Genomic DNA, 12,844 nt, shown 5'->3' on the forward strand with positions numbered 1-12,844 from the left:
AAGTTGCCATCTCATCTCCTTTTGATGTATCTAAGCAGTATTATGGCCCAAACTGCCTCACAACTCAATACTACTTTCGTATGAATTTGTTATTGTCCGGCACTGTTTACCAGGATGGCCAGTTCCAACCGGCTGGTCACGCCCAGTTTGTCATAGACGGTCTTCAGGTGGGTCTTGACCGTCTGTTCGGTGATATCCGCCGTCTGGGCGATCTCTTTGTTGCTCATCCCCAGCGCCACCATCTCCGCCAGTTCCCGCTCTCGCGCCGACAGCGCATCAAGCGTCTCTTGCCGATGGGCGCCCATCATGCTGTTTTGCCGGATCATCATCTGGATAAACTCCGGGTAGAGCCAGATATTGCCGCCGATAACCGCCTTGACGGCCTGGTTGATGTTGTTGGGGGAGGCATAGGTGTTGAGCAGTGCGCGGGCCCCTTCCCTGAGCAGTACGATGCCATCCGAATAGACCGGGCTGCTGTTCATCGCCATCACGGCGCTCTTCGAGCCCTTGAGGAACTGCAGCAGCTCCTCGATCTCCCCGACTTTGCCGTCGTAATCGAACAGGACCGCCGCAGGCTGTGCCTGTTCCAGGGCGCCGTAGAGCGCCCCGAGCTCCTGGAACACCTGCAGGTCGTACAGCCGGGACATCCCGCTTTTCCAGTGCTTCAGAACCGAATCACGCTTTGAATAGAGGTAAAGTCGTTTCATCCTATCGCTCCTTGAAGGCATTGTCTTTCGTGTGCAGCAGCGGTCGGAGAATGTAGTCGAGTATACTCTTCTTCCCCGTCACGATCTCTGCGTTGACGACCATCCCCGGTATCAGTTTCAGCGGGTTTTCCACCGTGCCGAGGAAGGTTTTGTCCGTTTCGATCCAGACCTGGTAATAGGTCTTGCCGTCGGCTTCGTTGATGGAGTCGGGGCTGATCCGAACCACCTTCCCGCTCAGCCCGCCGTAGATGGAGAAGTCATAGGCGGTGATCTTGATCACGGCACGCTGATCGGGGTACAAAAAGGCGATGTCGCGCGGGTGGACCTTCACTTCGACCAGCAGGGAATCCCCCGTCGGGAGGATATCCATCATCTTCATCCCCGGTGTCACGACCCCGCCGATGGTCGTGACGTAGAGGCGCTTGACGATCCCGTCGACCGGGGAGCGCACAAGGGTACGGCTCACCTGGTCCTCGAGCGCCGTCTGCGACTCCTTGATCCGCTGCATCTGCGCCTCGATGCCGTTGAGCTCCTCCTTGGCCCTGTTCTGGAAGGCGAGTTCGGCTTCGTCACGCTTGCTCTTGGCCTCGTCGATCATGGAACGCGTCGATGTGATCTGGTGGCGCGTCGCCGTCAGGGACTGCTGTACGTTGTTGGCATCGCGCTGCAGCTTGATAAAGTCGACCTCCGGTACGATCCGTTTTTCGACCAGGGGACGGTTGATCTCAATCTCCCTCTGGACCAGCTCCATCTCTTTTTGCAGTTCGGCAAAATGCTCCCGCGCCTCTTTAAGCTCGCTGCTGCGCTGGGCAATCTGTGCGTTCAGGACCGCGATGCTCTTCTTAAGCTGTTTCCGGTTGCTCATAAAGAGGCTGCGCTCCTTCTCGATCAGCGCCTTTTGCGCCGGGTCGCTTGTCTCGGGCTCAAGGAAACCGGTGCCGTGGGCCTCTGCCCGCAGACGGACCGCGCGGGCATAAAGTTCGTCATACTCCAGCCGGTTCTTCTCTACCGTCGAACTGAAGTAGATGTCCTGCATCTTCAGCAGCGGTTCGCCCTGTTGGACCAGGTCCCCCTCTTTGATGAGGATCTCCTTGACGATCCCCCCTTCGAGGTTCTGGATCGGTTTGATCTGGCTGCTGGGGACGATCTTGCCGTCGCCCTTGACGACCTCGTCGATCATGGCATGGTCCGCCCAGACGATAAAGACCGCCACCGTCAGCAGCATGATCCACAGAAACAGCCGTGAATGCAGCGCCGTACGTTCAAGCACGGCGGCGCTGCGGCTGTTGAGGTAGGCCAGCTCCTCTTCCGATACGCCCCGGGGACGCAGATCTTTCTTGTCCGACGGGCGCCGGGGCGGCTGGCTGGAAAGCATCGATTTGTCAAGCACTGTGCACCCCCGTCTTTTTCATAAAGGCCAGGACCTCTTCCTTCGTCCCGTCCTTAACGACCTCCCCGCGCTCAAGCAGGATGATGCGGTCGACCAGTTCCAGCACGGCATCCTTGTGCGTAACGAAGAGGGCCGTTTTTCCCTTGATCTTCTGGGCGATCCCGAGGATGGCCATGCGTTCGCTCTCTTCGTCGAGGTGTGAGGTCGGTTCATCGAACAGCACAAGCGAAAAGTTGTCGAGTAGCGCCCGCGAGATCCCGATGGTCTGACGCTGCCCGCCCGACACGTTCTGCCCCTTCTCCTTGATCTTCATATTGAAGCCGTCGGGGTTGAGGTTGATGTAGCGTAGGGCCCCGCTGAGGCGTGCCGCCTCGACGATCTCGTGCGAATCGATGCCGGGGTGTTTCAGGGCAATGTTCTCCTTGATTGTCCCCTGCAGCAGTACAATTTCCTGGGGAACATAGGCGATCTCTTTGCGCAGCTCCGCCGGCGCGTACTGGTCCATCTCGACGTCATCGACAAGGATCATCCCCTCTTTGGGGGCATAAAAGCCCATCAGCAGGTTGATGATGGTCGTTTTTCCCGAGCCCATCTCGCCGATGATGGCGACATGCTCGCCGGGGTTGATCGTAAAGGAGACGTCATGCAGGGCGTTACGCGCCGAATCGGGGTAAGCAAAATCGACATTGACGAACTCGACCTTCCCCTTGAGGTGGCGTGCGCTGATGAACTCCTTGTCCTTCGGGTGCTCGATGGCGCTCCCCATCACCTTCTCGATCGCGCGGAAGCCCGCCCGGGCTTTGTTGAACTGCAAGATCAGCATGACCAGCTTCCCAACCGGGTTGACGGCCCGCGACGAGAGGATATAGGCGACCAGCAGTCCCCCCGTCGTCAGCAGACCGTTGTGGATCATATAGACGCTCGCGACAATGACGGCGACCGTCTGCACCCGGATTAAAAAGGCCGTCACCGTTGCGATGGAGCCGTTTAATACACGGGATTTGAGCCCCCGCTGCGCGATCTTGCCCGTCGCCTCTTCCAGTTTCCACTGCATGACGCTGCTGTAGTTGAAGGCCTTGATCGTCTCAATGGCGTTGAGGCTCTCGAGCAGAATGCTGTTCTTCACCGCCGATGCCTGGTTGGAGTTGCGGATGCTGGTCCGGATCGGCCCCTTGATGAAAAACGCATAGAAAACGATCAAAACGATCGTGAGTAGCGGAATGTAGACGACATCACCCGCGACCCAGTAGACCACCAGCAGGAACAGGATGGAAAACGGAAGGTCGATCAGGGTCGTTACGACGGTGGAGGCCAGAAAGTTCCGGATGCTCTCATACTGTTTCAGGTCGCTTGAAAAGGCCCCCACGGAACCGATCTGCTCGGAGAGCTTCATATCCATCACATGCTCGAAGATCCTCGAGGACATGATGACGTCGCTCTTCTTCGCCGCAATCTCCATAAAATAGCTGCGAAGGAAACGCAGGAAGGCTTCGAGGACAAAAATGGCAACGACACCGTAGGTAAGCACCCAGAGTGTATCGAGGGCCGTGTTCGGGATGACCCGGTCAAAAACGTTGCGCATATACAGCGGCAGGATCAGAATGAAGAGGTTGACCAGGAACGACCCGATCAGGATATCGGCATAGATCGCCTTCGTCCGTGCCAGCGTACTCCAAAACCAGTGCCGGCCGTCCTCCTCTTCCTTGTCCTCCTCCGCTTCAAGCTGGTAGCCGAAATTCTTTTTTATCAGGAAGCAGTACCCGAGGTACTCCTCTTCCAGGTGCTCAATGGGGATCCACCCCTCCTGGTCGGGGACCCCCGGAAGCAGCACGTTTGCATATTCCATCTCTTTGTCGAACTCCAGCAGCACGCAGGCCCGCTCCTCTTTGAGGATCAGGATGCACGGCAGCAGGTGCTGTGCGATCTTGCGCAGCGGTTTCTTTTGGAGGGTACTGGCAAAACCCGCTTTCTCCGCCGCGCGGCTGAAGAGAGAACGGGAGCGCTGGGGATCGGGCTCGAAGAGCTTCGGATCCTTCGGATCGACCGGCAGTCCGGCCAGGACGATCTCCTCCGTCACTTCCTGGTTGTAGAGCTTGGCCACGGCCAGCAGGGCGTCAAGCAGCCCCGAACGGTTCCGTTCGCCCATCTACATCACCCCCTTGTCCGGCTCTCCGACCCAGAAGCCCTGCAACAGGTCGATCCCGTGCGCATGAAGACTTGCCGCCGTCTCCTCGCTGTCGACCCCCGTCGCGATCAGATCGATATCGATCAGGTGCGCAATTGTAAAGAGCGCCGCTTCGCGCTTGCTCTCGGAGCCGATCAGGGAGAGCAGGTACGCCGCATCGATCTTCAGGTAGGAGGGTTTGATGCGCTGCAGGAACGTCAGCTCTTTTTCCGACTCGACCGTAAAGTGGTCGATACCGAACCGCCACCCCTGCTTCTGGACGAATGCCGAGAATGTCGCCGCCGTCTCCGGTTCACTGAGGACCGTACTGTTGGAGACCTCGAATGTCACCCCCAATGCATTGTCCTCCCATTCGTTTTTCTTAGCGGCCAGCCACCCCATGGTGGCGCTGTGGGCGATAAACGCCCCGGAGACGTTCACCGCGACCTCGATGCCGTGGAAATGCTTCCCGACCTTTTCGAGGACATAGCGGTCAAGCGCCTCTTCCAGGTCGAGGTGGGCCACCACCGGGATGAACGCCCCGGCATTGAGCAGCGTGCCTTCCAGTTCCAGACGGAGCAGCAGCTCTTTTTGGACCGTTTCACCCGCCCGGTTGACGACGGGCTGGTAGAGGTCGACAAAGCGGTCGAATTGCATCGCATTGTTCAGATGCTTGAGCCACGTATCGTGGCCCCAGGTGGGGACATTATCCTGCTTGGCACGGTAGAGGACCGGTGCCGCCCCGCCGGCTTCCGCCTGCATCAATGCATAATCAAGGTGCGTCAGAAGATCCGACGGGGTCTCGCCCGCGCGGTACGCAGCCGCGGCGATCGTCACGCAGTAACCGGCCCCTTTGCAGCTGTCCGCCGCCGAGGAGAGCAGTGCCGAGACCTCGGACTCCTCCAGGGAGGGCAGGATCAGCATCACATCAAACTCGCGCACGCGGCAGGCAAACCCCTCTTCGACGCCGTTCACGATGCCCCGGGAGATATCCCCGATAAATGAGAGTACCTTCTGCAGGACGTAACCGCCCTCCTCATGCTTCACCTTGTCGGGATCGCACAGCTGCAGCGCGGCGACATAGCCCGAGGAGAAACGATCCTCTCCCGAAACGAGGCTGCCCAGCTTCATCATAAAGAAGTCGCGGTTTTTCAGATGGGTCTGACGGTCTTCATACAGGAGCGTATTATAACGGGCAACGGCGTCGGCCTCCTGTTTATAGACCTCTTTGACCTTGTACACAAGGGTATTGATCGCCTGGACGACGTCGCGGAACTCCCTTGTTCTCGGCAACGGTTTTTGGATGATGAACCGGTTGCCCGAGACCGCCTCCGCCTGCTCGCGGACCGCTTCAAGCGAACGCAGTACCATCTTGAGCATAAAATAGATCCCGGCCGTCGCCAGCAGGCTCAGGAGAATGAAACTGACGACCACCTCCTTGAGCGCATCCCACATCTGGGTATAGGCGTTCCCGCGGTGCCCCTCGATCCGGAGGTGGCCGACCTGCATCCACTCTTTGCCGACGGGTACGGTTGCCGCGGCAGGCGGCAGGGCGATGCTGTCGGCGAACCACGCAGGCACCCCGTCAAGGATCAGCGGGGTGTGGCGCTCGTACAGCACTTCCCCGTCGACATTGCGGTAGACGATCGCTTCGTAAAGCCCGCTGTCAAAGACGGCATTGATCATCGTTTCGGCCATCGCCACGTCCTCGCCGTCGGAAGCCCGGCTTATCGCCAGTCCCAAAGAAGATGCCGTGTTCTGTGCACTGGTATAGAGCTGGTTCTCGATAAAACGGACATTCGTCCGGTAATTGCTGAACATCGTTACCGCCAGCAGGGCGACAACCAGCACGGACATCGCCAGCGTGATCTCTTTAAAGAGTGTCACAATCCCTCCTTTTCAATGCGCTGCAGGAATGCAGCCCATGCCTTGTTGCGTGTGCGCCCGCCGCTGAGTGCCTTGCCCCTTCCCTTTTGGGTGTTCAGGAAAAGGGACTCCGCGTTGAAACTGTAGACATAGACAAGGTCTTTGCGTTTCGTCGCCGGGAAGATACGGTAATTGAGATTATCCAGGACCAGCGGTACCGCTTTGGGCTTTGCATAGTAGGTCAGTACCATGTGTGCCTGATTGAGCTTGACCGCTTTGACGTAGGTAAAAAAAAGCTTGCGCTCGGGAACGCCGAGCTGTTTCAGGGCAAAATACTTTGCGATGACATAATCTTCGCAATCCCCTTGGTCCCGTGTCAGGAATTCACTCGGTCGCGCCCAGTAATCCTCTACACCCCAGTTCTGGATGTCGGAGACGAAACGGACACGATTGAAGAAGTCGTTGACCCCCTCAAGCTTTTCCATTTCGCTTTTGCCCCGAAGATCGCTGAGCATCTTCTGCATGGCTTCAAAACGCTGCTTGGCGAAGTACTCCTGTTGTTGCGCATTGGCCGCCGCATGCTCAACCGCCACCCTCTTCCCGGAAGGAGGCGGGGTGGCGCTCTGCCCTGCACATCCGAGAAAGACCAAGAGCAGTGCGAGATACCTGAGCAAGTGAACGACCACCTTTTACCGTGCGCGTCTATTCAGACGCCGGAACCTCTGTCGGCGCCATCGCGTCGCGTTTCAGGGCCAGGATCTCTTCGGATTTGACCTCCGCAACCAGCGGCAGGTTACCGACGTTTTCGATGACGCGGTACTCTGCAAGCTGCTGATCGTACAGTGCGGACACGTAGGCTTTGCGTGACGTGTAGTACTCGTTCTCGACATCCAGGACGTCCAGAAGCGTACGGCGTCCGAGGCGGAACTCTTCGTTGTAGGCCGACAAAGTTCTTTGCGTGAAGTCGCGGTGCTGTTCGAGATATGCCACCTGTTCCGCAATCCGTGTTTTGGCCGCCCAGGAGTAGTTCAGGCGTTCAAAAATGAGACGCTGGTTCTCCATCATCTTTTCAGAGGTGTTGAAGGCCGATGCGAGCGCTTTTTTACGCCCGGCGGCATCCGCGCCACCGTTATAGAGGTTCCACGAAGCGATCAGCTGCACGCTGAACTCATTCTCATCCCCCGCATTCGTACGCCACGCATAATCGCCCGTCCTGTCATTGTTGACATGGGACTGTTTGACCTCCAGGTCTACGCTCGGGTAGTACGGCGCTGCCGCCTGGCGGTAGGCCGCCTGCGCCGCCTCGATGCTTTTACGGTTGGCCATCAGGGTCGGATAGCGCATCAACGCCGTTTTTTCCGCCGCAGCGATATCCGCCGGCAGCAGCGACGCGTTGATATCGACTTCCATCATATCTTCCGGGTCGACCGCCTCGCCGTAGATACGCTTGAAGTTCGTCTGCGCATCCTCAAAGTTGTTGATGGCGACCTTGACGTTCGATTCGGCCAGGGCGAGACGGCCGGAAATCTGTTCCATGTCCGACTGCGCACCCGCTCCCGCCTCGAGACGCTCTTTGATCATGTCAAAGTAGCGCTGGTGCGTATCGCGGTTCTCCAGCGTCAGGGCCAGAATCTGTTTCTGTTTCAGTACGCCCAGATAGCTTTCGATCATGGAGAGCCCAAGCTGGCTCACTTTCTCCATCAGCGCGTACTCCGCAGAGACCAGCCGCGCATCCTGCTGGGCGACGTCGTACATTGTCGAGAAGCCGCGGAAGAGGTTTTCGCGCGCCCGGACAAATGCTTCGGTGTGCAGGTAGTCATCTTCGTCCACGTCAGGCCCGATCGGCCCCGTGGAGCCTTCATCATGCCTGTAACCGACGGAGCCCTGCAGGTCCACGACCGGAAGATAGTCGGCAAATGCAATTGTTTTGTCCTCTTCGACCGCACGGTAGTCCTCGATCCGCTGACGGACCTCCGGATTGGTGTCGATCACCGTACGATAGGCTTCTTCCACGGTCAGCCCGTAACCGGACGTCGCCAATAAGAAAGGTAGAATCCCCAAAATACCTTTACGTTTCATTCTCAATCCTTTACTCTTGATTTGCCAGTCATTGAAACTGTTCTTAAGAAGATTATAGCCCGTTTCAGCCTTATAAGAACATAATGTAATAATTTTTATCTACCTTCTTTATTAAGTGCTACTTTGTATATAATGCCTCGTTTATCCCACGATATATGGACCGACTATGCCGAACCGACTCGCCCATGAAGACTCCCCCTACCTGCAGCAACACAAGAACAACCCCGTAGACTGGTACCCCTGGTGCGACGAAGCTTTTGCCCGTGCCCGCGAGGAGAAGCGCCCCATTTTCATCTCCATCGGCTACAGCAGCTGCCACTGGTGCCATGTCATGGAGCACGAAGTGTTCGAAGACGAAACGATCGCGGCATATCTGAACGAGCACTTTATCAGCATCAAGGTCGACCGCGAAGAGCGCCCCGACCTCGACAAGTATTACCAGGAGGTCCATCAGCTGCTCAACCGGCGTGCAGGCGGCTGGCCCGCCTCCATCTTCTGTACCCCCGACAACAAACCCTTCTACGCCGGCACCTACATCCCCCCGACCACCCGGGAGCGTATGCTCGGCTTTACGGAACTGACCGAAATCATCGCCACAAAGGTGGCCGAAGGGGATGAAAAGCTCTTTCAGAACGCCGACGAGATCCAGAACTATCTCAAACCCGAAGACCGGCCGAAGGAGGCAACGGTCCTGAAGCCCTCCCTGGCCACCGGTTTCGTCAAACAGGCGCTGCACAACTTCGAGAGTGTGAACGGCGGCTTCTCCCATGAGCCGAAATTTCCACACACCTCGACACTGAACGCTCTGCTTGACATCGTCCTGCTCCAAAACGATGCCGACGCCAAGAAGATGGTTACCCAGACCCTCTCGATGATGCACCGTGGGGGGATGTACGATCTCATTGACGGCGGGTTCTGCCGCTACAGCGTCGACGCTGAATGGCTCGTACCGCACTTTGAGAAGATGACCTACGACAACGGGCTGCTGTGCGAGCTCTATGCCCGGGCCGGGCGGATGCTTGAGGATGCCTCCTATACCCGCACGGCCATGGAGATCGCCGATTTCATGGCGGCAAAGATGCAGGAAGACGGCCTCTTCTACTCCGCCAGCGATGCCGACAGCGAGGGGGAGGAAGGCACCTACTTTATCGTGGCGTACGACGTTGCGAAGTCGGCACTGATCGAGGACGGCTTTGCCGAAAATGACGCCGATGCGATCCTGGAGACGCTCCACGTCACACCGGGCGGCAACTTCGAGGGCAAAAATATCCTCTGGCTCTCCGAACCCGACGAACGCCCCGCGTGGTTCGCCCCCGTCCGCGACGTCTTTCTCCGCCTCCGCGAAGAGCGCGACTACCCCTTTATCGACCGCAAGATCCAGACCTCCTGGAACGCCATGATGATCCGCGGCCTCTTCGAGCTCGGCAAAAGCGACCCGACCTATATCGAAAAAGCGGTGACGGCCCTCAAGGCCCTGCAGGATTTCCTCATGCCGGACGGGATACTTTACCACACCGCGCTCATTCACAGCACGCCGAAAATCGGCGCGTTCCTGGAGGATTACGCCTACCTCGGCACCGCTTTCGTCAAGGCCTACGAGGCGACCTACGACAAAACCTACCTCATGCAGGCGCAGCAGATGGCCAACCGTGCACTGGAGACCCTCTACGACAACGGGCGCTGGTACTTCAGCAGGGGCGAGTTCGTCACCGACGCCGACCCGACCGACAGCTCCTACCCCGGCGCCGTAGGGGTCATGGTCGACCTGCTGCTGAGCCTCGGCATCCTCATCGAGGAGAAGTACCGCACCTTCGCCTTCAAGACCCTGGAGTACTACTCCGCCCGCCTGGCGAAGACGCCCATCTATTTCCCCTACCTCTTCAACCAGGCGCTGCGCTACCTCTTCGAAGACCTCGTTGTCAAAGCCGACGCCGAACGGCTGGCTTCCGCCGCGGGTAATCTCGCCACAATCACCTACCCCTACGTCCACGTCAAGGCTACTGACGACGATGCTTACATGCTCTGCGGCGTCCAGAGCTGTTTCGCACAGCTCAAGAATGCCGACGAGATCGCCCCGACGATTAAGGAAAAGATCTCGGTGTTATGAGCATGACCGGTGCGAAGGCACCGCTCCGTCTTTGCCCTTTTGATAAGCGTTTTCTCATCTCCCCGCCTTCATAACCATGCTATAATCGGCCAAAGGAGCGTGTATGGGTACGAAACACGAGATGCTGGGTACGGAACTGGAAAAGGGTGAAATCCTCAAAGAGATCATCCATGACGACCGCAGGATCGAAAGCGCCGAGGCCTTTGAGCGGGAACGGCGCGAGCACAACAAGAACGGCAAGAAACGCGTGGCCGTATGGATCCGCAAGAGTGTCATCGACTACGAGAATGAGCTGAAGCACCTGCAGGTCGAACTGCTGAAACTGCAAAAACATGTCAAAGAGGAGGGGCTGAAACTGCTCCTCATCTTCGAGGGGCGCGACGCGGCCGGAAAAGGGGGGACGATCAAGCGGATCATGGAGCACCTCAACCCCCGCGGCGCGCGGGTCGTGGCATTGAACAAGCCCTCGGACGTCGAGAAGACGCAGTGGTATTTCCAGCGCTATGTCGAGCACCTCCCCAGCGCGGGGGAGATCGTCCTCTTCGACCGCAGCTGGTACAACCGCGCCGGCGTCGAACCGGTCATGGGATTCTGTGACCAGGAGGAGCACCAGGAGTTCCTGCACGAAGTACCGCAGTTCGAGCGGATGCTCGTCAATGCCGGCATTACCGTGATCAAATTCTACTTCTCCGTCTCGAAAAAAGAGCAGGCCAAACGGTTCAAGGAGCGTGAACGCAACCCGCTCAAGCACTACAAGCTCTCCCCCATCGACCTCCGCTCGCAGGATCTGTGGGACAAATACACCATCGCCGAATACTCCATGTTTATGGCCTCGCACACCGACCACGCCCCCTGGACGATCATTCACGCGGACAAAAAGAAAAAAGCGCGCCTCAACTGCATAAAATATATTCTCAAACAGATTGATTATCCGGAAAAGATTGGTAAGAAAGCGTTGCAGACGGATAGCGAAATGCTCTATTCTGCAGACAGGATGATCGCCGAATTCGACAGCAGCGTCGCCCTGCAGCCCGAAAAGGCCTAGGCGGAGGCGTTAGATAAAGCTCAGGATCTCGGCTTCGATCTGCTCTTTTTCGATGATGGTATCCTGGGTGACAGGCTTGTCGAAGAGGGCTTTGATCATGTCGGGGATACCGATCTTCGCTTCGGCGGCGATGGCATTCAGGGCGTCGATGTCGTGCGTATCGATCTCGCCGGTGAGCGCATTGGCGATCGTCGGGGAGAACTTCGTCCACTCCGCCGTGGAGTAGGCGATGGTTTTGAGCTCCTTCGTCGCACAGCTCTCGTAGGCTTTGAAACAGGTCGCCGTATGCGGGTCCATCAGGTAGCCGTTCTCCAGCGCGATCTTGATGAACTGCTTGCCCTCGTCGCCCGTTGCGAAATCCGCCGCGAAGAACTCCTGCAGCTTGGAGAGTTCCATCGTGCAGAGCTCGTAGAAGTGCTCGTTGTCAAGCTGCTCCATCAGCGCCTTTGTGCGCGCTTCGCCGAAGAGGTCGTAGAGGATGCGCTCGACGTTGGAAGATTTGAGGATGTCCATCGCCGGGGAGGTCGTCGCGACAACGTGGGCGTCACGCAGATCGTACTTGCCGGTCGTGATGAGGCGTGTCAGGACGTTGTTTTCGTTGGAGGCGATGATGATCTTCTCGACCGGCAGCCCCATCTTCATGGCGTAGTAGCCGCCCAGGGCGTTGCCGAAGTTCCCGCTCGGCACGTCCAGGTAGACCTTCTCACCCATCGTGATCGCACCCTGGCGCACCAGTTCGAGGTAGCTGTGGATGTGGTAGATGATCTGGAAGATGATCCGGCCGAAGTTGACGGAGTTTGCCGCGGAGAGGGAGGTGTTCTTCTCCTTCAGCGCCGCCTTGAAGGTGTCGGAACCGAGCAGGCGTTTGAGCGCGCCCTGGGCATCGTCGAAGCTCCCCTTGATACCGATCACTTTGAGGTTTTCCGCATCTTCGGTGACCATCTGCAGGCGCTGGACGTCACTGGTACCGCCGTCGGGGTACATACACGCGACCTTGACGTTGGCGCGGTTTTTGAAGGTTTCCAGTGCCGCCGGACCCGTATCGCCGCTGGTCGCCGCGAGGATCAGGTAGTTCTCGTTTCTGGCCTGCGCGATGGAAGAGAGCACGACGCCGAAGGGCTGCAGCGCCATGTCTTTAAAGGCGCGGGTCGGCCCGTGGTAGAGTTCGCTGACATAGAGGTCCTCTTTGACCTTGACGACCGGGACGGGGTTGGAGGGGTCGTCAAAAGCGTCGTAAAGCGCGAGCGCCTCGTCGATGACCGCCTCGTCGATGTCGATCCCGAAACGCGTGAGCATATCCTTTGCCATCGTCTTGTAACTGCTGTCCAGGTGCTTCTGCAGGAAGGCCTCGCCCAGCTCCGGCAGCGCTTCGGGGACGTACAGGCCGCCGAAAGAGGCGATCGGACTCAAAATCGCCTGGGAGAAGGTTACTTTTAAAGGATGGGATCCGTCATTTCCACGTGTCTCGATAAACTGCATCATCTTC

The 12,844-nt window shown here is 57.9% G+C and carries 9 protein-coding genes; 2 read left to right on the forward strand and 7 right to left on the reverse strand.

From position 1 onward, the window contains the following. Positions 1 to 89: 89 nt before the first annotated feature. Genes ACXWTF_RS07400 through ACXWTF_RS07425 form a run of 6 tightly spaced genes read right to left on the reverse strand, consistent with a single transcriptional unit; the run spans position 90 to position 8,206 of the window. A complete protein-coding gene (locus tag ACXWTF_RS07400) occupies positions 90 to 707 on the reverse strand; it encodes a response regulator transcription factor (RefSeq protein ID WP_461714361.1) in 618 nt (205 codons plus the stop codon). Position 708: 1 nt separating this feature from the next. Continuing rightward, a complete protein-coding gene (locus ACXWTF_RS07405; RefSeq protein ID WP_461714362.1) occupies positions 709 to 2,097 on the reverse strand; it encodes an HlyD family type I secretion periplasmic adaptor subunit in 1,389 nt (462 codons plus the stop codon). Continuing rightward, the gene (locus ACXWTF_RS07410; RefSeq protein ID WP_461714363.1) at positions 2,090 to 4,243 is read right to left on the reverse strand and encodes a type I secretion system permease/ATPase; all 2,154 of its coding nucleotides are present in this window, start codon (positions 4,241 to 4,243) and stop codon (positions 2,090 to 2,092) included. Before ACXWTF_RS07410 ends, ACXWTF_RS07405 begins: the two co-directional genes overlap by 8 nt. Continuing rightward, entirely contained in the window at positions 4,244 to 6,148 is a 1,905-nt protein-coding gene (locus ACXWTF_RS07415) for a bifunctional diguanylate cyclase/phosphodiesterase (RefSeq protein ID WP_461714364.1), read from the reverse strand. Then, a complete protein-coding gene (locus ACXWTF_RS07420) occupies positions 6,145 to 6,801 on the reverse strand; it encodes a transglutaminase-like cysteine peptidase (RefSeq protein ID WP_461714365.1) in 657 nt (218 codons plus the stop codon). The genes ACXWTF_RS07415 and ACXWTF_RS07420 overlap by 4 nt, the downstream gene beginning before the upstream one ends. A gap of 28 nt (positions 6,802 to 6,829) precedes the next feature. Continuing rightward, positions 6,830 to 8,206: a TolC family outer membrane protein gene (locus ACXWTF_RS07425; protein ID WP_461714366.1), complete on the reverse strand. Its 1,377-nt coding sequence runs from the start codon at positions 8,204 to 8,206 to the stop codon at positions 6,830 to 6,832. Between the two features lie 166 nt (positions 8,207 to 8,372). Between ACXWTF_RS07425 and ACXWTF_RS07430 the strand changes: the two genes are divergently transcribed. Together ACXWTF_RS07430 and ppk2 are read left to right on the forward strand one after the other, a co-directional pair. Continuing rightward, a complete protein-coding gene (locus tag ACXWTF_RS07430) occupies positions 8,373 to 10,313 on the forward strand; it encodes a thioredoxin domain-containing protein (RefSeq protein WP_461714367.1) in 1,941 nt (646 codons plus the stop codon). Positions 10,314 to 10,416: 103 nt separating this feature from the next. Continuing rightward, positions 10,417 to 11,358: a polyphosphate kinase 2 gene (gene ppk2, locus ACXWTF_RS07435; RefSeq protein WP_461714368.1), complete on the forward strand. Its 942-nt coding sequence runs from the start codon at positions 10,417 to 10,419 to the stop codon at positions 11,356 to 11,358. A gap of 9 nt (positions 11,359 to 11,367) precedes the next feature. On the opposite strand, the gene thrC is transcribed toward ppk2, so the two are convergent. Then, positions 11,368 to 12,837 carry a threonine synthase gene (gene thrC / locus ACXWTF_RS07440; RefSeq protein WP_461714579.1) on the reverse strand — a complete coding sequence of 490 codons (1,470 nt, stop codon included), beginning with the start codon at positions 12,835 to 12,837 and terminating at the stop codon, positions 11,368 to 11,370. Between the last annotated feature and the right edge of the window lie 7 nt (positions 12,838 to 12,844).

It is taken from the genome of Thiomicrolovo sp. ZZH C-3 (genome assembly GCF_054862725.1).